16 protein-coding genes are annotated in these 19,181 nt (G+C 66.9%); 6 read left to right on the forward strand and 10 right to left on the reverse strand.

What is annotated here, in order from left to right:
- Nucleotides 1-18: 18 nt before the first annotated feature.
- The 4 genes from QZH66_RS02485 to purM all read right to left on the reverse strand — a co-directional run bounded on the left by QZH66_RS02485 (nt 19) and on the right by purM (nt 3,460).
- Complete coding sequence (locus tag QZH66_RS02485) at nt 19-702, reverse strand: DUF3108 domain-containing protein (RefSeq protein WP_305804369.1); 684 nt, start codon at nt 700-702, stop codon at nt 19-21.
- Between the two features lie 2 nt (nt 703-704).
- Nucleotides 705-1,484: a DUF3108 domain-containing protein gene (locus QZH66_RS02490; protein ID WP_305804370.1), complete on the reverse strand. Its 780-nt coding sequence runs from the start codon at nt 1,482-1,484 to the stop codon at nt 705-707.
- A gap of 62 nt (nt 1,485-1,546) precedes the next feature.
- On the reverse strand, nt 1,547-2,218 hold the full coding sequence (gene purN / locus QZH66_RS02495) for a phosphoribosylglycinamide formyltransferase (RefSeq protein WP_305804371.1): 672 nt from the start codon (nt 2,216-2,218) through the stop codon (nt 1,547-1,549).
- Nucleotides 2,219-2,401: 183 nt separating this feature from the next.
- Nucleotides 2,402-3,460 carry a phosphoribosylformylglycinamidine cyclo-ligase gene (gene purM, locus QZH66_RS02500; protein WP_305804372.1) on the reverse strand — a complete coding sequence of 353 codons (1,059 nt, stop codon included), beginning with the start codon at nt 3,458-3,460 and terminating at the stop codon, nt 2,402-2,404.
- Between the two features lie 96 nt (nt 3,461-3,556).
- Between purM and QZH66_RS02505 the strand changes: the two genes are divergently transcribed.
- From QZH66_RS02505 to hda, 3 genes are read left to right on the forward strand one after another with little or no spacing between them, the layout of a single operon-like run.
- Nucleotides 3,557-4,678, forward strand: a complete 1,122-nt coding sequence (locus QZH66_RS02505) for a DUF2066 domain-containing protein (protein ID WP_305804373.1) — start codon at nt 3,557-3,559, stop codon at nt 4,676-4,678.
- Nucleotides 4,675-5,847, forward strand: a complete 1,173-nt coding sequence (locus QZH66_RS02510) for an AI-2E family transporter (protein ID WP_305804374.1) — start codon at nt 4,675-4,677, stop codon at nt 5,845-5,847. Before QZH66_RS02505 ends, QZH66_RS02510 begins: the two co-directional genes overlap by 4 nt.
- Nucleotides 5,844-6,548, forward strand: a complete 705-nt coding sequence (gene hda, locus QZH66_RS02515; protein ID WP_305804375.1) for a DnaA regulatory inactivator Hda — start codon at nt 5,844-5,846, stop codon at nt 6,546-6,548. Before QZH66_RS02510 ends, hda begins: the two co-directional genes overlap by 4 nt.
- Nucleotides 6,549-6,681: 133 nt before the next feature.
- Here hda and murU read toward each other — a convergent pair whose 3' ends face one another.
- The 4 genes from murU to QZH66_RS02535 all read right to left on the reverse strand — a co-directional run bounded on the left by murU (nt 6,682) and on the right by QZH66_RS02535 (nt 10,310).
- Nucleotides 6,682-7,398, reverse strand: a complete 717-nt coding sequence (murU, locus tag QZH66_RS02520) for an N-acetylmuramate alpha-1-phosphate uridylyltransferase MurU (protein ID WP_305804376.1) — start codon at nt 7,396-7,398, stop codon at nt 6,682-6,684.
- On the reverse strand, nt 7,395-8,411 hold the full coding sequence (locus QZH66_RS02525; protein WP_305804377.1) for a phosphotransferase: 1,017 nt from the start codon (nt 8,409-8,411) through the stop codon (nt 7,395-7,397). Before QZH66_RS02525 ends, murU begins: the two co-directional genes overlap by 4 nt.
- A 60-nt stretch (nt 8,412-8,471) precedes the next feature.
- On the reverse strand, nt 8,472-8,741 hold the full coding sequence (locus tag QZH66_RS02530; protein WP_305804378.1) for a GlsB/YeaQ/YmgE family stress response membrane protein: 270 nt from the start codon (nt 8,739-8,741) through the stop codon (nt 8,472-8,474).
- 75 nt (nt 8,742-8,816) lie between these two features.
- Nucleotides 8,817-10,310: a M20 family metallopeptidase gene (locus QZH66_RS02535; RefSeq protein WP_305804379.1), complete on the reverse strand. Its 1,494-nt coding sequence runs from the start codon at nt 10,308-10,310 to the stop codon at nt 8,817-8,819.
- Nucleotides 10,311-10,509: 199 nt separating this feature from the next.
- Between QZH66_RS02535 and QZH66_RS02540 the strand changes: the two genes are divergently transcribed.
- Nucleotides 10,510-10,842: a ComEA family DNA-binding protein gene (locus tag QZH66_RS02540; RefSeq protein WP_305804380.1), complete on the forward strand. Its 333-nt coding sequence runs from the start codon at nt 10,510-10,512 to the stop codon at nt 10,840-10,842.
- 699 nt (nt 10,843-11,541) lie between these two features.
- On the opposite strand, the gene QZH66_RS02545 is transcribed toward QZH66_RS02540, so the two are convergent.
- Nucleotides 11,542-12,945: a GntP family permease gene (locus tag QZH66_RS02545; protein WP_305804381.1), complete on the reverse strand. Its 1,404-nt coding sequence runs from the start codon at nt 12,943-12,945 to the stop codon at nt 11,542-11,544.
- Nucleotides 12,946-13,109: 164 nt separating this feature from the next.
- Here QZH66_RS02545 and QZH66_RS02550 point away from each other — a divergent pair, with 164 nt between their 5' ends.
- Both QZH66_RS02550 and QZH66_RS02555 read left to right on the forward strand, forming a co-directional pair.
- Entirely contained in the window at nt 13,110-15,353 is a 2,244-nt protein-coding gene (locus QZH66_RS02550; RefSeq protein ID WP_305804382.1) for a TonB-dependent receptor, read from the forward strand.
- A gap of 116 nt (nt 15,354-15,469) precedes the next feature.
- Nucleotides 15,470-18,823 (forward strand): PAS-domain containing protein, encoded by a 3,354-nt coding sequence (locus QZH66_RS02555; RefSeq protein ID WP_305804383.1) that lies wholly within the window; start codon nt 15,470-15,472, stop codon nt 18,821-18,823.
- A gap of 45 nt (nt 18,824-18,868) precedes the next feature.
- Here the strand turns inward: QZH66_RS02555 and QZH66_RS02560 are convergent, their stop codons facing one another.
- Complete coding sequence (locus tag QZH66_RS02560; RefSeq protein WP_305804498.1) at nt 18,869-19,162, reverse strand: metalloregulator ArsR/SmtB family transcription factor; 294 nt, start codon at nt 19,160-19,162, stop codon at nt 18,869-18,871.
- Nucleotides 19,163-19,181: the final 19 nt, after the last annotated feature.

A 19,181-nucleotide genomic window follows, 5' to 3' on the forward strand; every position in this document is an offset into this window, starting at 1 on the left:
GCCGCTGCTGAAGGGGATTCAGCGCAGCGACTTCAGCGTCAGGTCGAGCGTGTCTTTGCCGTCCTCGCGCTGCAGCAGGCGTGCCGGCACCGGAAAATTCGGGACCACCCAGGCGATCAACTCCTTGCGCCCATCGATGCGCGACACCTTGGTCGCTTCCACGGCTTTGCCGCCGATGGTGAGGGTTTCCTTGCCGACCACGCTGTAGCTCATCGGCTTGATGCGGCCACCGTCGACCATGCGGTAGTTGAGCGGTTTGCCGGCCGCCACGTCCCGGGCAATGGCCAGGTTGATCAGCAGCCCGTCCATGTCGCCGCTTTGCAGTTTCACCGGTCCGCGACGATCGGGTTTGACGTCGCCCGACCAGGTCGCCTGGGCGGTTTTCCAGTCATAACGGGCGTCGACATTGCGCTTTTTCACCAGCACGGTGGAGCTGTCTTGGCTGCTCAGCGGCCGCAACCTGCCATTGTGTTCGTCGAACACGGTGCTCTGGCTCAGGTCGGCGAGCTGGTTCTTCACCTGCAGGCTGTAGCGCCACTGGTTGTTGCCCTCCGCCGCCAGCGACATCATGCCGTTGGCCTGCATGCCCATGTAGCTGGCGGTGTAGTCGGCCTTGAAGGGTTCCAGCGCCAATGCCGGCAGGCTGGCCAAGGCCAGCGCGGCGGCGGTGACAAGAGAAAGCGGGCGGATGAAAGTTTTCATGCTCAGGCTCCGTTGTATTCGATCAGGCGCAGGTCGATCTGGTCTTCGCCGTTGTCGCGCTGCAGGATGCGCACCGGCGTGGGAACGCCATTGGCGATCCACAGGATGGTTTCGTCGTTGCCGCCATTGGTGCGGTAGACGCGCAGTGCGTCATAGCTGAGATCGCCGATCTGGACGATCTCGGTGGCGTCCGCGGCGCGGTAGTCGTGCTGGCGCACGCGGCCCACGTCCACATAGCGGTAATGCATCGTCTTGCCCGGGCGGGCGTCGCGCATGATCGCCAGATTCAGCAGCAGCGCGCTCTGATCCCCGGTTTGCAGCGGGATCGGCGCTTGCCGTTCCTTTTTCAGGTCGCCCTGCCACTGCGCGGTGCCGGCCTGCCAGTTGTAGGTGCCGGTGACCTTCTTGCCCAGGAACAGCGCTTTCTTCACCGTGCTCTGGCTGAGCGGAACGTAGTTGGCGCCGTCCTTGTTGAACACCGTGCTCTGCTCGATGTTCAGCCCCAGCACGCTGGCAAACCCGCGGCGGCCGTGCACGGCCAGGTCCACCCGCCACTGTGGTGGCTCGCCGCGGACAACGCGCAAGGTGGCATCGCCGGCTTCCCTGCCTTTGTAAAAGGCCTGGTAGGTGGCAACGAACGGCTCCAGCTCCGGCGCATTCCACTCGCTGGCCGGCAGCGCGCTGAGGTCAGCGGCCTTGGCCGGGGGTTCCTGTGCCTGGCCGGCGACGGCAACCAGCAGCAGGGCGGTGCGCAATACCGGCTTGAGGAATGGGATGGTCATGCACTCACAGGGGCGGGAAGTGGGACAAGCATGCCAGCTCGCGCATCGGTGGCATGTGCGGATCAGGATAAGCGCGAGAGTGTTCCGGCGGAATCTAGGTGCAGCGGCTTAAACAGGGGCTGACCATCAAGCAGGACCTGCCCTTGCCGTTCAGCAATGCGCCCGGAAACCAGCAGGCGCACCGTCGCCAGCAGCAACGGGTGTTCCACCTGCAGCACGCGCTGGGCCAGCGTGTCGGCGCTGTCGCCGGCCTGCACCGGGACCGGTGCCTGTGCGATCACGCTGCCGGCATCGAGTTCAGGCACCACGAAGTGCACGCTGGCGCCATGCTCGGTATCACCGGCTTCCAGTGCCCGGGCATGGGTATGCAGCCCCTTGTGCCGCGGCAGCAGCGAAGGGTGGATGTTGACCAGCCTGCCGTGGAAGCGCTCGACGAAGGCGGTGCCCAGAATGCGCATGTAACCGGCGCAGACGATCCAGTCCGGTTGTGAGGCGGCCACCGCATCGGCCAGCGCGCGGTCGAACGCGGCGCGGTCGGCGAACTGGTTTGGAGTGCACGCCCAGCGTTGCGCCGGGGCGACCTTGAGCAGCGCGGCGGCGTCGGGACGATCGGAGAACACACCGGCAATCTGCGCCGGCAGGGTGCCGGCAGCGATGCCGTCGAGCAGGCATTGCAGGTTGCTGCCCCGGCCGGAGGCCAGTACCGCAATACGTGAAAGGGACGGGAGGGTCATCGGGCGCGGATTCTGAGGAAGGGCCAGGTGAGCAGGCTGCCGGGCGGGGCCGGCATCATGTCGGCATGTGCGTCCCCGCTGTCGCCTTGCTGGCCGGCGACCTGGTCCCGGGGATCGCACAAGGCCGCGAGCGCGCTTGCGTGCGCGGCCTTTTTTGCCCTCTGCATCGCGGAAATGCCCGGCTCAGCCGATGTGGACGCGTTCACCGCTGGCGGCCGTCACCACGGCACCGATCTGCCAGTGCGGCAGTTCCAGCGCGTCCAGTGCACTGCTCACTGCTGCGGCCTGCTGCGGCGGTACCACCAGCACGAAGCCGATGCCGCAGTTGAAGGTGCGCCACATTTCGCTGTTGGCCACCGCGCCTTCGCGCTGCAGCCACTGGAATACCGGCGGCAGGGTCCAGCGGCTGGCGTCGATCTCCACGCCCAGGCCATCCGGAACCACACGGATGATGTTTTCGGTCAGCCCGCCGCCGGTGATATGCGCCATGCCGTGGATCGCCGCGCCGTGGGACTTCAGCAGCGACAGGATCGGCTTCACATACAGGCGGGTCGGCGCCATCAGTGCATCGACCAGCTTCACCCCATCCGCGAGCAGCAGCTCGGCCGGGCTGCCGGCACGTTCATAGATGCGGCGGACCAGCGAATAACCGTTGGAGTGCGGGCCGGAAGAAGCGATGCCGATCAGCACATCGCCTTGCTGCACGGCCGAACCGTCCAGCAGTTCGGACTTCTCGACCGCGGCCACGGTGAAACCGGCCAGGTCGTATTCGCCTGGCGCGTACATGTCCGGCATTTCCGCGGTTTCGCCGCCGATCAGGGCGCAGCCGGCTTCGGTGCAGCCGTTGGCGATGCCGCCGACCACCGCCGCAGCGGTATCGATATCCAGCTTGCCGGTGGCGAAATAATCCAGGAAAAACAGCGGTTCGGCGCCCTGCACCAGCACGTCGTTGACGCACATGGCGACCAGGTCGATGCCGATGGTGTCGTGGCGGCCGAGCTGCTGCGCCAGTTTGAGCTTGGTGCCGACCCCGTCGGTACCCGAGACCAGCACCGGCTCGCGGTACTTGCCGGACAGGTCGAACAGCGCGCCGAAGCCGCCCAGTCCGCCCATCACTTCCGGGCGGAAACTGCGCTTGACCAGCGGCTTGATGCGTTCCACCAGTTCGTTGCCCGCGTCGATGTCGACACCGGCGTCACGATAGGTGAGGGGAGGATTGGCAGGAGTCGAGGGGGTGGTCACGGGCGGCTGCACTGGCGGAGTGGACAGGCGATTTTAACAGCCGCGTTGGCGCCAAGGCCGCATTCGGGCAACAATTCCCCCTGGAATCGTCGAGCAATGGAATTTTCAATGCGTCGCAGCCTGGCCATAATCCTGTTTCTGGCACTTTGCCTGCCTGCTCCGGCGGCGCTGGCGCAGTCGGCAATGCGCACTGAAGGCGACATTGCCAGTGCGCACGGTGCCTATGAAGCCGAGGTGCCGGTGAACAGCCAGTCCGAGGCCGACCGCAACGGCGCGTTGGCGCGCGCGCTGGGCAATGTGCTGGGCAAACTGTCCGGCGACCGCAGTGCGATGACCCGTCCCGGGGTCGGGCAGGCGCTGCGCAATGCCAAGGATTACGTCGAAAGCTACGACTACCGCCAGGATCAGAGCACCTCGGCCACTGGCGCGCCCAGTTTCCGTACGCTGCTGGTGGCGCGCTTCCGTGCCGATGACGTGGACGGGCTGGTGGCGGCGCTGGGCCTGCCGGTGTGGCCGCAGCCGCGGCCCAAGCCGGTGGTGTGGCTGGCCATCGATGATGGCAGCGGCCCGCGGCTGGTGAGCGTGCAGCAGTCCGCTGCGGCGCGGCCGTTGCTGGACCGGGCGATCGAACGGGGTTTCAGGCTGGGATTGCCCGGTGGCAGCGCGGCCGAACAGGCGCTGGTGGGCGCGATCTGGCGCCAGGACACCGCCGCGGTGGCGCGGGCTTCGGCCCGCTATTCGCCGCCGATGCAGTTGATCGGCAAGCTGTATCGCGGGCAGGACGGCGGCTGGGTGGCGGACTGGGTGTTTGTGGACGCGGGCAAGGTGCTGTCGAACTGGAGCACGCGCGAAGGCGATGCCCGCCGCGCCATGGCCGGTGGCGCCGATGGCGCGGCCGACGCGCTGGTCAAACGCTATGCCAAGGCCGGTGTCGCCGGCGCCCCGGGAATCTACCGGGTGGCGGTAAGCGGCATCTACAGCGCCGATGACTACCTGCGCCTGGCCGTGGCGTTGCAGGGCGTGCCGGTGGTGAAGGCGATGGTGCCGGTCCGTGCCTCCGCCGACCGGCTGGAGCTGGACCTGGAGTTGATGACCGGGTTGCCCGGCTTCAATCGCATGCTGGGCACGGATGCCGCGCTGGCACCGGTGACGCCACCGGCCGAAGACCGCGGGCAACCGGCCGGCGAAAGCCGGATGGCCGAGTACCGCATGCGATGAGCGGGGTAACACCGGAAGCGGAAATCGCGTTGTTCCTGCGCCGCCTGAAATGGACCGCGGTGACCGTCGCCGCGCTCTGGGTGACCTGGGTGCTTGCACCGATCCTGACCCCGTTCGTGGTCGCGTTGATGCTGGCCTGGCTGGGCGACCCGCTGGTGGACCGGCTGGAAGCGGCCGGGCGTTCGCGCAACACCGCTGTCATCCTGGTATTCGTGTTGATGGTGCTGCTGCTGGCATTGGCGCTGCTGATCCTGGTGCCGATGATCGAGCGCCAGATCGTGACCCTGCTGGCGGTATTGCCGCAGGGCCAGCAGTGGCTGATCACCACCGCGCTTCCGTGGCTGGAGCAGAAAACCGGCCTGGAGCTGATCAGCTGGCTGGATCCGCAGCGGCTGGTGGAGTGGGCGCGCAGCCACTGGCAGCAGGCCGGAGGGGTGGCCGCCGCGTTCTTCGGCTATCTGTCGCGTTCGGGGTTTGCGATGGTGGCCTGGGCGGTCAACATCGTGTTGCTGCCGGTGCTGGCCTTCTACTTCCTGCGGGACTGGGACAAGCTGGTGGAGCGGGTCGCTTCGTTGATCCCGCGCGACCATATCGCCACTGCCACGCGGCTGGCGCGCGAATCCAACGACGTGCTGGCGGCATTCATCCGCGGCCAGATCGTGGTGATGATCGCGCTGGGCATCGTCTATGCCGCAGGGCTGTCGCTGGCAGGGCTCAACCTGGGTCTGTTGATCGGCCTGGTGGCCGGCCTGATCAGCTTCATTCCCTATCTGGGCGCCACCACCGGGATCGTGCTGGCGGTGCTGGCCGCACTGGTGCAGGCGCAGGGTGTCGACCTGCAATTGCTGGTGATGGTCGCGGTGGTGTTCACCCTTGGCCAGTTGCTGGAAAGTTATGTGCTGACACCGCGCATCGTCGGTGACAAAATCGGTCTGCACCCGGTGGCGGTGATTTTCGCGGTGATGGCGGGTGGCCAGCTGTTCGGGTTCCTCGGCATGCTGCTGGCGTTGCCCGCTGCGGCGGTGATCAATGTACTGCTGCGCTATGCGCACGAGCGCTACCGGCAAAGCGAACTGTATGCGGGACAAGGTCCGGCGATCGTGCTCGATTCCTATGTCGACACGTCCGCGGACGTGGCGGTAACACTGAAGGATGTTGAACAGAAGTGAGTGTGCCGCAGTTACCGCTGGCCTTGCGTTACCCGCCCGACCAGCGATTCGAGAATTTTATCGGGGCACCCGCCGGCGCTTTGGCGCAATTGCGCGCGTTGGCGGCCGGTGACAGCCTGGACTGGGTCTATCTGGCAGGCCCGGCGGCGACCGGCAAGACCCATCTGGCGCTGGCGCTGTGCGCGGCGGCGGAACAGGCCGGGCGTGCGCCCGCCTACCTGCCGTTGGCCGCGGCGGCCGGGCGTTTGCGCGATGCGCTGGAAGCGCTGGAAGATCGCGACGTGGTTGCGCTGGACGGTTTGGAACAGATCGCCGGCAAGCGCGACGAGGAAGTGGCGCTGTTCGACTTCCACAACCGCGCCCGCAGTGCCGGCATCACCCTGCTGTACACCGCCCGGGCCACGCCGGAGGCGTTGGGACTGGTGTTGCCGGATCTGAAGTCACGCCTGTCGCAGTGCGGGCGGATCGTGCTGGCGCCGCTGGATGACCATGGCCGCGGCGCGATTCTGCGGGATCGTGCACAACGCCGTGGTCTGGCCTTGGACCAGGCGGCAATCGAGTGGCTGCTGACCCGCACCGGACAGGATCTTTCCGGACTGGTTGCGTTGCTGGACCGGCTGGATCGCGAATCGCTGGCGGCCAAGCGCCGCATCACCGTGCCATTCCTGAAGCGCGTGCTGGGAAACCCGGCGTCGGCGTAACCGTAGCTGCCCCCGCAGACAGTGCCGGGACCGGCGGGAGTCCGGGCCCGCTGCCGCTGCGTCTGCGGTAGTGCCGGGTGGCGCCCGGCGCAGGCGTTTACTGGCGAACGACGTGCGCAACCGTTGCGCCAAACTACCGGGCGCGCGCACCGCGCAATTGCAGGTCCAGCTGCTGCAGCCGCTGCGGGGTACCGACATCGGTCCAGCGGCCGCGGTGGTGCTGGCCACTGACACCGTTGCCGGCCATGGCCGCGCGCAGCAGCGGCGCCAGTTTGAAGCGCGGCGGCGCGGAGGTACTGCCCTGGGCATCGCCGATCACCGCTTTCCAGTCCCGCAGCAGCGAGGGCCGATACACGCCGATCCCGGCAAAGGTCAGGCGGGGCAGGTCGCCGCTTCCATGCAGCCGGCCGTCGCAATCCAGTACGAAATCGCCTTCCGGATGGTGCAAGGGGTTGTCCACCAGCACCAGGTGGGCGTCACCTGCCGGCTGGGCGGGCAGCTGCGCGAAATCGAAATCGCTCCAGATATCCCCATTGACCGCGATAAACGGCGCATTCCCCAGGTGATGCAGGGCATTGAGCATGCCGCCGCCGGTTTCCAGCGGGGTGCTCCCTTCATGCAGATAGTGCAGCTGCAGGTTCCAGCGCTCGCCGTTGCCCAGCTGCTGCGGGAACTGCTGCGCCAGCCAACTGGTGTTGATCACCACCTCGCGCACGCCCACCGCCGCCAGCCGCTGCAGATGCCATTCGATCAAAGGTTTGCCGCCGGCGTGCAGCAATGGTTTGGGCGTGTGGTCGGTCAGCGGACGCATGCGCTCGCCGAGTCCGGCCGCAAAAATCAGCGCTTTCATGCGCGGGCCGCCTGACGGGCCAGGGCGGGCTTGATCCGCGATTGCAGCAGTGCGTCGAGCGACTGCAGCTGTGGATGGCGCGGCAGCACTTGTTCCAGATAGGCGATGAAGCGCGGTACATCGGCAAGGTATTTCGACTTCGCATCGCGGTAATGCAGGCGCGCGAAGATGCCCAGGATCTTGAGGTGACGTTGCACCCCCAGCCAGTCGGCATCGCGCTGGAACACCGGCAGCGCCGGAACGGCGATCCCCGCCTCCTGCGCGCGGGCGTGATAGCGCGCCAGCCAGGCATCCACGCGCGGCAGCGGCCAACTCAGGAACGCATCCTTGAACAGGCTGATGGCGTCGTAGGCGACCGGTCCGATCACCGTGTCCTGGAAGTCGAGCACCGCCGGACCATCGGCAACCGGCATCAGGTTGCGCGGCATGAAATCGCGATGCACCAGCACGTGGGGCTGGCCCAGCGCGTTGTCCATCAAACGGCGCTGCACCAGTTCCAGGTGTTCCAGCTCAGCGCAGTCCAGTTGCAGGCCGAGATGACGCCGCAGGAACCATTCCTCGAACAGGCCGGCATCACGTTGCAGCAGCGCTTCGCCAAACCTGCCCATGCCCGGCGGAGGGGCGATTTTCTGCAGCTTCAACAGTTGTCCGATTGCCGCATCGAAATGGAGGTCGGCGTTGTCGCCGTCGATGACCTGGGCCAGGGTCGGTCCGCCCAGATCCTCCAGCAGCAGAAAACCGGCATCGACATCGCGTGCCAACACCGCCGGCACGCGCACCTCGCCACTTTCGAGCAGGTCGCGGATGCGCAGCCACGGGCGCACGTCCTCCTGCTGTGGCGGCGAGTCCATCACGATGCGGCTCGCCCCGGTGCCATGACTGCGCCAGTAGCTGCGGAATCCGGCATCCACCGACGCACGTTCCAATATCGCGCGGGGATCGCCCAGCGCATCTCGGGCCCACTGCAGGCGGTGCAGCGAGCGGACAGGGGGGGCGTCGGGTTCGGTAGTCATCGGCAAGATCAGTCAGCGCACCGCGGAATGGCGATGCGTCCTGGTAGAAGGAGATTGTTTTCAGCGTTTGCCGCTGAACAGGCGCAGCAACGCAAGGATGCCGATCGCGCCCAGGATCGCGCCAATGAAGCCCGCCGCTTCGCCGCGCGCGTACCAGCCCATGTACTGGCCGAACCACCCGGCGAACAGCGCCCCGGCGATGCCGAGCACGATGGTCAGCAGGCAGCCCATGCGGTTGTTGCCGGGCATGAAAAAACGCCCGAGCAGGCCGACGATGAAGCCGGCCAGGATGATGTAGATCCAGCTGTCGCTGCCGAACAGTGAGCCCATGGCGTGCTATTCCCCGGATGAGTGGACGCAGCCTAGCAAGGCCGGGCTGCGTCCGTCATCAAACCGGCGACAGACTCAGCAGCAGCCGTGGTCGCCGTGGCGCAGGCCACTGTCGGCATGTACCGGCGAGCCGCTGGTTTCACCGCGCAGGCTGGCGGCGTGGTGCTCGACGATCACCTTCGACACGCAGGCGGTGACCTTCTTGCCCATCGGGATGTGCAGGAACTCGTTGGGGCCGTGCGCGTTGGAGTGCGGGCCGAGCACGCCGGTGATCATGAACTGCGCACCGGGGAACTTCTCGCCGAGCATGCCCATGAACGGGATCGATCCGCCTTCGCCCATGTACATCGCCGGCTTGTTGAAAAACGCCTGGCTGGCGTCGTCGATTGCTTTCTCCAGCCACGGCGCCATGGCCGGCGCGTTCCAGCCGGTGGACGCCTTTTCCAGATCGAGGCTGACCTTGGCACCGTTCGGCGGATCGCGCAGCAACGCTTCCTTGAGCAGCTCACCACACCGCTTGCCATCGGCGGTGGGTGGCAGGCGCAGCGACAGCTTCACTGCCGTTTCCGGGCGCAGCACATTGCCGGCCGACTCCAGCCCCGGCATGCCGCCGATGCCGGTGACCGACAGGGCCGGGCGCCAGGTGCGGTTGAGCACCAACTCGGTCAGGTCCTCGCTCATCGGCTTGAGGCCATCGACCAGCGGGAACTTGTCGAAGATCGCCGTGTCGACCACGTCCGCCGCCCGCTGTGCCTGTTCCAGTCGCTCGGCCGGAATTTCCACGTGCAGGCCCTCGAGCAGGATGCGGCCGGTGTTTTCATCCTCGATCCGCGACAGCAGCTGGCGCAGCAGGCGGAAGGAGGATGGCACCACGCCGGAGGCATCGCCGGAGTGCACGCCCTCGTTGAGCACCTTGACGGTGAAGTTGCCGCCGGTCAGGCCGCGCAGCGAGGTGGTGCACCACAGCTGGTCGTAGTTGGCGCAGCCCGAATCCAGGCAGACGACCAGCGACGGCTTGCCGATACGCCCCGCCAGATGGTCGACATAGGCCGGCAGGTCGTAGCTGCCCGACTCTTCGCAGGCTTCGATCAGGATCACGCAGCGGGCATGCGGCAGGCCCTGTTCGTGCAGGGCCAGCAGGGCGGCCAGCGAGCCGAAGATCGCGTAGCCGTCATCGGCGCCGCCGCGGCCGTAAAGTTTGTCGCCACGCAGGACCGGAATCCACGGGCCGAGATCCGCGTCCCAGCCGGTCATTTCCGGCTGCTTGTCCAGGTGGCCGTAGAGCAGCACGGTGTCATCGCCGGTTTCCGGGCCGGTGGCCGGGATTTCCAGGAAGATCAGCGGAGTGCGGCCTTCCAGTCGCACCACTTCCACCTGCAGCCCGGGGATCTTCTGCGCCTTGGCCCAGCTTTCCATCAGCGAAACGGCCTGGTCCATATAGCCGTTGGCCACCCAGTCCGCATCGAACATCGGTGACTTGTTGGGGATACGGATGTAGTCGACCAGTTGCGGGATGATGTCGTTGTCCCACTTGTCGCTGAGAAATTGGCCGATCTTGGCGCTGTCCATACGGATACTCCGGTGTGCAATGTCTGGCCCGACATTCTACGCCCGCCTCGTGGGTAGGGATTTCCCTACAAAGGGATGCGCCTTTCACCGGCTGTATGAAGGTGGGGTGGGCGATAGGCTGTGTCCATGTGGCGCGGGACACTGGTCCAGCCGGCGGGGATGCCGGCCAGTCCAATCCCAAGTCACAAGGAGTGTAGCGATGAAGTTTTTCACCGTGATGCTGAAGTCATTGGTCCTGACTCTGTTGTTGACCGGTTCGGCGCTCGCCGCTGACAAGGTCAACATCAACGCCGCCGATGCGGCGGAGCTGGACCGGGTGCTGGTGAATGTCGGCCCATCGAAGGCGCAGGCAATCGTCGATCACCGACAGGCGAACGGTCCTTTCAAAAGTGTCGAGGAACTGGCGCTGGTGAAAGGAATCGGCTTGAAGACGGTCGAAAGGAATCGTGACCTGATCGAAGTGGGTGCCGGGACGGCTCCCCCGAAGAAGGCTGCCACGACGGCGGCGGCAAAACCGGTAGAAAGACGCTGAGCAGAACGGATTCGGAATTCGGGCCAGTGCGGGATGTACGGCTCAACGGAACCCAGCTGGACAGGGAGGTTTGGGGGAAAGGCAGGACGCCGACACGGATGTGAGAATCGCCCGGTGATGCACAGTGATGTGCAGCCGGGCGATTTTTTTTGCGCCGGATTCAAAACGGCCGAGCTGGCGGGGCGCGCCGCGAAGGACCGTGCCTCCGCTGCGGGCGGACGGAGTGGGGGGTGCTGGGGGTACACGTCATGTCCGCGTTGAGCCTGCCGCATCGGGACGGCGCTGCCGCGGCGCAGCGCGGTTGCGGGCGGCGGCAGGCGCATGCGGGTGGGGGGCGTTCCGTAGCGGTGTCGGAGTTGACGTCCTTGGCGCCGCGCGGGCAAACCGCTGCGGCGTTTGCCGTGGCAACGCGCCGCCCGGGGTCTGCGGCGTCGGAACAGGCCGCCGTTTCACGCGGAATGATCGTGCCGGCGGTTGGTGCTGTGCCGCAATGAGCTTGTGCCGAGCCGGCTGGGCGCTGCAGGCGGGCGACAAGCGGATAAGCGCTAAGACGGGGTTAGGAGATGGGGACGGACCTGGCGGGTGGCTGCCTGCCGGTTTGCCGCCGCAAACACCGTCCACTACGTGGCCGGCGCCAGTCCCTGCCCGGATCACGCAGCACGGGAGCCAGCGTGACCGGGCAATGCCACCGGTGGCTGCTCAGACCAGGCCGGTGGCGTAGTACACGGCGATGATCGCAAATACCGCCAGCGTCTTGATGAGGGTGATGGCGAAGATGTCCTTGTAGGACTGGCGATGGGTCAGGCCGGTGACGGCCAGCACGGTGATCACCGCGCCGTTGTGCGGCAGGGTATCCATGCCGCCGGAAGCCATTGATGCGACCCGGTGCAGTACCTCCATCGGAATGCCCGCGGCCTGTGCATTGGCAATGAAGCTGTCGGCCATTGCCGCCAGCGCGATGCTCATGCCGCCGGACGCCGAGCCGGTGATGCCGGCCATCGCGGTGACCGATACCGCCTCGTTGACCAGCGGATTGGGGATCGAGCCCAGCGCATGGGCGACCGACAGGAAGCCCGGCAGCGCGGCGATCACCGCACCGAAGCCGTACTCGGAGGCGGTGTTCATCGAGGCCAGCATGGCGCCACTGATCGCCGAGCGGGTGCCTTCGGCAAAGGCCCCGATCACCGGCTTCCAGGCGAACGCGATCACGCTGAGGATGCCGACCAGCAGCGCGCCCTGGACGGCCCAGATCGCCGCCATCTTCGACACTTCCTGCACCACCGGCGCCGGGTTGCCGATCACCGCCGGGATGAACGACTGGGTGTCGCCATAGAAGCCGGGAATCCAGCGGGTGAACAGATAGTTGGAAATGCCGACCAGCAGCAGTGGCAGGACCGCCACCAGGGGATGCGCCAGCCGGTCACCGCGGAACGGGTCGGGCTCGTTGCGCAGCTCGCTGTGGCCGGCATAGCCTTCGCCGGCCCGCATCGCGACGCGCCGGCGCCATTCCAGATAGCTCATGCCCAGGATCAGGATGACCACGCTGCCGATCACGCCCAGCGTCGGTGCGGCCCAGCTGGTGGTGCCGAAGAACGCGCTCGGAATGATGTTCTGGATCTGCGGCGTGCCGGGCAGCGCGTCCATGGTGAAGGTGAACGCACCAAGTGCAATCGTGCCGGGGATCAGCCGCTTGGGAATATCGCTCTGCCGGAACAGCTCTGCCGCGAACGGATACACCGCGAACACCACCACGAACAGCGACACGCCACCGTAGGTCAGCAGCGCGCAGACCAGCACGATCGACAGCATCGCGCGCTGGGCGCCGACCAGTTTGATGGTGGCGCTGACGATGGAGCGGGAGAAGCCGGAAATCTCGATGAGCTTGCCGAACACCGCCCCGAGCAGGAACACCGGGAAGTACAGCTTCAGGAAGCCGACCATCTTGTCCATGAACAAACCGGTGAACATCGGTTGCACCAGCGACGGGTCGGTCAACAGCACCGCGCCGAGCGCGGCCACCGGCGCGAACAGGATCACGCTGTAGCCGCGGTAGGCGACAAGCATCAGGAAGCACAGGGCCGCCAATACGATCAGAAACGACATCCACAGCTCCCCGGCCATACAAGATGTCGCCGAGTATCGGGAGGTGGAGAGCGCCGGCCCACTGTACGAAGGGACGATACGCCGGTGCGTAACGGTCCGTTAACTTGCGCAGCATGGGCGGCACCCTCGTGTCGCCCCGTCATACCCGGGAGGAGGGGAGACCTATGAAGCGCAAATATCTGAGCATGGCCATCGGCTGTGTACTGCTGGCTCCGGCGTCACTGGTCCTTGCACAGGACGCGAAGCCGAAGGCGGCGCCAGGCAATGAACCGACCACGTTGGAAAACGTGACGGTGACCGCACGGCGCCGGGTCGAATCGATCCAGGACGTGCCGGTGGCCGTCAGTGCCTTCAGCGAAGAGCAGATCAAGGACCTGCAGGCCAGCACGGTCGAGGGCCTGCAGGGCGCGGTGCCCAACATGAACATCGCCCAGGGGCGTGGTTCGGCCAACAGCGTCAACGTGTTCATCCGCGGCATTGGCCAGCCCGATGCGCTGCAGACCTTCGACCCGGGCGTGGGCATGTACGTCGATGACGTCTACTACTCGCGCATCAACGGGGCGTTGTTCTCGCTGTTCGACATCCAGCAGCTGGAAGTGCTGCGCGGCCCGCAGGGCACGCTGTACGGCAAGAACTCCACCGGTGGCGCGATCAAGCTGACCACCAAGAATCCGTTCGACAACGAAGGCGGCGCGGTGGAAGTCACCGCCGGTGACTACGGCCGCCTGGAAGGGCGCTTCTACGTCTCGGGCAAGCTCAGCGACACCGTGGCCGCCAGCATCGCCGGGGCCAAGATCACCAACGACGGCTACGTCAAGGATGCCGTGACCGGCAAGCACTACAACGACGACGACACCGAGGCGCTGCGGCTGAAGATGGCGTTCAACCCGGTCGACAACTTCCGCGCCACATTCTCGCTGGATACCACCAAACAGGATGCGGCGCTGACGATGGGCCGGCCGATGGCGGACCTGCGCCAGACCAGCCTGGCACCAGCGGGGGTGATCGTGTTGCAGCCGGGTGAGACCGGCGAGTGGAACCGTCGTGCACGGACCTCGTTCGACGATGGCCAGGGCCAGTACCTGAAGCACTCCGGTGCCTCGCTGGCGATGGAATGGGACGTCAACGAGCAGTGGACGCTGAAGAGCATCAGCGCCTACCGCCAGCTCAAGACCAAGTCGTACATCGATATCGATGCCTCCCAGTTCGAGCTGGGTGACGTGCTGGTCGCCCTCAACCAGGACCAGCGCAGCCAGGAATTCCAGCTGCACTACGACAACGGCGGCAGTGTGCACGCCACCTTCGGCGCGTACTACATGAAGGAGCACGTGCCTTCGCACCAGGAAGCCTATGCCGATGACCTGTTCTCCTTCCTCGGGGCCAAGGTGCCGTTCCTGCGCACCATCGACGACGACCTGACCACCACCTCCACCGCCGCGTTCGCCCACCTCAACTGGGAGTTTGTGCCGAGCTGGACCGCGGCTGCCGGCGTGCGCTGGACCAGGGACAAGAAGGATTACGACCGCACCATCAGCACCTTCTGGGGCGCCCCGTTCACCGCGATCAACGAGACCGTGGCGTTCGCCGCAAAGGCCGACTGGACCGCGGTGACCCCGTCGGTCAGCCTGCAGAAGGCGTTCAGCGACAACCTGATGGCCTACGTGTCGGCCAACCGCGGCTTCAAGTCCGGCGGTTTCAACGGCCGCGCCAACACCATTTATGACACCAAGCACGCCAAGTACGATCCGGAGCACGTGTGGACCTACGAGCTGGGCCTGAAGGGCAGCTCGGCCGACCACCGCTTCCGCGGCAGCGCGGCGGCGTTCTACAGCAACTACAGCGACTTCCAGGCGCGCGTGTCGCAGGACGTGGGCACCTTCCCGGTGCTCAACGCGGCCAAGCTCAACATCAAGGGCGTGGAACTGGAAGGCAGCGCGCTGCTGGGCCAGGCCACCACGCTGAGTGCGCAGCTCGGCTGGCTGGATGCCAAGTACGACCGGTTCGAGGACTTCCGTCTGGATCCGTCCTACCCGGGTTTCGATCCGAACGTGAGCCACAAGCACGTGCCGTTCTCGCCGGACTGGACCGCCCGTGTGGCCCTGCAGCATGTGGTTTCGCTGGGTGACAGCGGCAACCTGACCTTCGGCGGCGATGTGTCCTACCGCGGTGACACCTGGCTGTCGGTGGACAACCGCGCAGTGCTCAGCCAGGACGCCTATGCGCTGGTCGGCGCCTACGGCGTGTGGGATTCGCCGCAGCTGGTGTGGCAGGCGCGTGCCGGTGTGCGCAACCTGACCGACAAGGAATACAAGAGCGAAGGCCAGGAATTTGCCAGCGTCGGCAATATCCAGACCGCCTATTACGGCCTGCCGCGCAACTGGTATGTGTCGCTGCGTTACAGCTTCTGACCGGCGGTAGTTGATGGACCTGGAGCGGCGGCATGTCGGACGGCATGCCGCCGCTCTCGTATCCTGTGTCCTGCCCCGCAAACGGGGTTATCCATGGGCGAGGGGACGCAGTACGCATGTTGAGTCTGCTGACGGTGGCGCTGGCGGGGCTGGCCTGGCTGGCGCTGATGTTCGGGGCCGCGCTGTATGGCGAGCGACGACCGAGAGCGTTTGCCCGCCACTGGCGGCATGTGTATGCGCTGTCGCTGGCGGTGCACTGCACCTCGTGGACGTTCTACGGCACGGTCACCCAGGCCGCGCGCCATGGCTGGCCGCTGCCGCCGACGTTTGTCGGCGCGATCCTGTTCTACGCCCTGGCGATCGGGGTGATGGTGCGGCTCGTGCGGCTGGCCCGCGAAACCAATGCGACCTCGCTGGCGGACCTGATTGCCGCGCGCCTGGGGCGTGATGCCTGGCTGGCGGCCACGGTCACGCTGGTGGCCGCGCTCGGGCTGATTCCGTATATCGCGCTGCAGCTCAAGGCGGTGACGATGAGCTTTGGCATGATCACCAGCGGGTCGGCCGATGCCGGCCAAGGCGGCGCGGTGTGGCGCGACAGTGCGTTGTATGTGGCGCTGGCGATGGCGCTGTTCGCGATGCTGTTTGGCGCGCGCCGGGCCAACGTCTCCGAACACAACCGGGGGTTGGTGCTGGCGATGGCGGTGGAATCGCTGTTCAAGCTGACCGCGATGCTGGCGCTGGGTGCGTTTGTCTGGTTCGGGCTGGGCGAGATGCCGGCGGTTGCGCCGGCTCCCGTCGCCGCGGCCTCGGCAAGCGGCTTCATTCCACTGGTGTTGCTGGGCGGGCTGGCGATGTTCCTGCTGCCGCACCAGTTCCATATGGGGGTGGTCGAGTGCCGCGACCCGGCCGACGTGCGCACCGCGCGCTGGCTGTTTCCGCTGTATCTGCTGCTGATCGCGCTGCCGATCCTGCCGCTGGCCAAGGCCGGTTCCGCGCTGCTGGGCAGCAAGGTGCCCAGCGACATGTACACCCTGGCCCTGCCATTTGCCGCCGGCCACAAAGGCATCGCGCTGTTCGCCTTCCTCGGCGGGCTGAGTGCGGCCACCGGCATGGTGGTGGTCAGCACGCTGACCTTGAGCCTGATGATCGGCAACCACTGGTTCGCCCCGGGCCTGCTGCGCGGGGCCTGGTCCCGCGCCGGCGCCGGGGATCGCCGCAACGAGTTGCTATGGCTCCGTCGCGGCGGCATCTGCGTGATCATGTTGCTGGCCTGGGGTTACAGCCGGCTGGTTGGCGGTGGCAATGTGCTGGCCGATATCGGCGCGGTGTCGTTTTCGGCGCTGGCCACGCTGGTGCCGGTGCTGGCCTTCGCGATCTGGCGACCACAGACCCCGCCACGCGCGGCCATCGCCGGGGTGCTGGCGGGGTTTGCCACCTGGGCGTGGGTGCTGTTGCTGCCTTCACTGCTGGAAGGTGGCGGGCGCGCGCCGGTGTGGCTGGCGCAGGGCCCGTTCGGCTGGCAGTGGCTTGCGCCGCAGACGCTGTTCGGCCTGACCGGCTGGAGTCCGCTGGGGCGCGCGGTCGGCGCCAGTCTGTTCACGGGCACGGGGGTGACGTTGCTGGCGATGGTCTGGCGCCGCGATACCCCGCATCGGGCCAGCCGCAATCTGGATGCGGACACATTGCGTGACGCCGGGCGCCGGTTCCTCGCCCATGAACGGGTCGAACAGTTGCTGGCCGCCGCGCCGCGCCATGGCCCGGTGCCGGCGGTGACCGAAGCGCAGCTGGAGCGTGAGCTGTCGGCGGTGCTGGGGGCGGCCTCGGCGCGACTGCTGCTCGATGCGGCGCGGCGCGAAAGCGGCTCGCTGGCCACGGTCGCGGCGATCGTCAGTGAGGCCTCGCAGGATCTGCGCTTCAACCAGCAGGTGTTGCAGGCGGCGCTGCAGAACCTGAGCCACGGCATCAGCGTGATCGATGGCGAACAGCGGCTGGTGGCGTGGAATCGACCGTATGCGCGCATGTTCGGCTTTCCCGCCGAATTGCTGCAGGTGGGGCGGCCGATTGTCGATCTCACCCGCTGGGCCTTGCACGCGATGCCGCAGCGCGGCGCCGATGAGCGGGCGGTGGCGCGGCGGCTGGCGTTGATGCGGGCCGGTACCGCGCATCTGACCGAGCGCGTGTTCCCCGACGGCCGCATTGTCGAGATCCGCGGCAATCCGATGCCCGGCGGCGGCTTCGTGGCGACTTTCACCGATGTCACCGATTTCCGCCGCACCGAACGCGAACTCAAGCGCAGCAACGAGACGCTGGAACAGCGCGTGGGCGAGCGCACCGCGTTGCTGGAGTCGGCCAAGCGCGAGGCCGAACGGGCCAACGATGCCAAGAGCCGTTTCCTGGCCGCGGTCGGCCACGATCTGCTGCAGCCGCTGCATGCCGCCCATCTGTTCACCGACACGCTGGCCCAGCAGGTGGCCTCGCCGCACCAGCAGCAGGCGGTGGTGCAGATCCGCGGCGCGCTCGATTCCACCACCGACCTGCTGACCGGGTTGTTCGACATGTCGCGGCTGGAGGCCGGCGGGCTGGTGCCGCAACCGCGCGAGCTGCCGCTGGCCGAAGTGCTGGAGCCGCTGGCGTCGGAGTTCGGCGCGCTGGCCAATGCACGCGGGCTGGCGTTCGCCTATGTGGCCACCGAGCTGTGGGTGCACAGTGATCCGCAACTGCTGCGGCGGGTGATCCAGAACTTTCTGGCCAACGCGGTGCGCTACACCAGCAAGGGCAGCGTGCTGCTGGGCGTGCGCCGCGAGCAGGGGCGGGCGCGGATCGAAGTGCACGACACCGGCCCGGGGATTGCCGAGGCCGACCGCCAGCTGATCTTCGAGGAATTCCGGCGCGGCGAGGAGACCGCCGGACAGGGCCTGGGCCTGGGGCTGGCGATTGCCGACCGTATTGCCGGGCTGCTGCGGGCACCGCTGGCGCTGCGCAGCCAGAAAGGACGCGGCACCGTGTTTTCGGTGTCGGTGGGCGTGGTGGCGGCGCCGGTGTCGCTGGAGGTGCGGCGTACGCCGGTGGCTGCGAATGCGGCGTTGCCGGTGCTGGTGGTCGACAACGACCCGGCCGCGCTGGCGGCGCTGGCCGCCCTGCTGCGCGGCTGGGGCCATGCGGTGACCGAGGCGACCGGCGAGGTCGGGGCGGTGGCGGCGATGGAACAGTCGCCGGCGACGCTGTGGCTGTTCGATTACAACCTCGACGACGGCGATACCGGAACCGCACTGCACGCCCGGCTGGGCGCCCGTTTCGGCCCGCGCCCGACGCTGATCCTCAGCGCCGATGACAGCCTGGCCACGCGCCGCGAGGTGATGGAACTGGGGCTGACGTTGCTGCACAAACCGGTACGGCCGCTGGCGTTGAAGTCGATCATGGACCGGCTGCTGGCCGCGCGCGCCGTGGCGATGGCGCGTCTGCTGGACTGAGTTGGCATCACGCGCGACCGGTGTTTCCGGTGCGCGCGGCGGCGCTCAGTGGGCGTCCGGATTGCCGCAGTAGGCGGCGTGCAGGACCTGCATCACGCCCAGTGCCGGGCTGTCGGCCAGCGAGTAGAAGATGGTCTGCGCATCGCGGCGGGTCAGCACCAGCTCCTGCTCGCGCAGCACCGCCAGATGCTGCGACAGCGCCGACATCGACAGATGCCCCAGCGCCTGCAGCTCGCTGACCGAGGCTTCGCCCTCGACCAGCCGGCACAGCACTTTCAACCGCGCCGGATGGGCCAGTGACTTGAGCAGGCGCGCGGCGTCCTCGGCATGCGCACCCATCTGTTCGTAGTCCGGGGCG

The organism is Stenotrophomonas sp. YIM B06876 (assembly GCF_030711595.1).
In the GTDB taxonomy this organism is placed as follows: domain Bacteria; phylum Pseudomonadota; class Gammaproteobacteria; order Xanthomonadales; family Xanthomonadaceae; genus Stenotrophomonas.

Coding starts and splice junctions, on each gene's coding strand:
- QZH66_RS02485 (WP_305804369.1), bottom strand. CDS start 702: ATGAAAACTTTCATCCGCCCGCTTTCTCTTGTCACCGCCGCCGCGCTG.
- QZH66_RS02505 (WP_305804373.1), top strand. CDS start 3,557: ATGGAATTTTCAATGCGTCGCAGCCTGGCCATAATCCTGTTTCTGGCA.
- QZH66_RS02535 (WP_305804379.1), bottom strand. CDS start 10,310: ATGGACAGCGCCAAGATCGGCCAATTTCTCAGCGACAAGTGGGACAAC.
- QZH66_RS02550 (WP_305804382.1), top strand. CDS start 13,110: ATGAAGCGCAAATATCTGAGCATGGCCATCGGCTGTGTACTGCTGGCT.
- QZH66_RS02510 (WP_305804374.1), top strand. CDS start 4,675: ATGAGCGGGGTAACACCGGAAGCGGAAATCGCGTTGTTCCTGCGCCGC.
- QZH66_RS02560 (WP_305804498.1), bottom strand. CDS start 19,162: ATGGGTGCGCATGCCGAGGACGCCGCGCGCCTGCTCAAGTCACTGGCC.
- QZH66_RS02490 (WP_305804370.1), bottom strand. CDS start 1,484: ATGACCATCCCATTCCTCAAGCCGGTATTGCGCACCGCCCTGCTGCTG.
- murU (WP_305804376.1), bottom strand. CDS start 7,398: ATGAAAGCGCTGATTTTTGCGGCCGGACTCGGCGAGCGCATGCGTCCG.
- QZH66_RS02525 (WP_305804377.1), bottom strand. CDS start 8,411: ATGACTACCGAACCCGACGCCCCCCCTGTCCGCTCGCTGCACCGCCTG.
- QZH66_RS02555 (WP_305804383.1), top strand. CDS start 15,470: ATGTTGAGTCTGCTGACGGTGGCGCTGGCGGGGCTGGCCTGGCTGGCG.
- purN (WP_305804371.1), bottom strand. CDS start 2,218: ATGACCCTCCCGTCCCTTTCACGTATTGCGGTACTGGCCTCCGGCCGG.
- QZH66_RS02530 (WP_305804378.1), bottom strand. CDS start 8,741: ATGGGCTCACTGTTCGGCAGCGACAGCTGGATCTACATCATCCTGGCC.
- QZH66_RS02545 (WP_305804381.1), bottom strand. CDS start 12,945: ATGTCGTTTCTGATCGTATTGGCGGCCCTGTGCTTCCTGATGCTTGTC.
- QZH66_RS02540 (WP_305804380.1), top strand. CDS start 10,510: ATGAAGTTTTTCACCGTGATGCTGAAGTCATTGGTCCTGACTCTGTTG.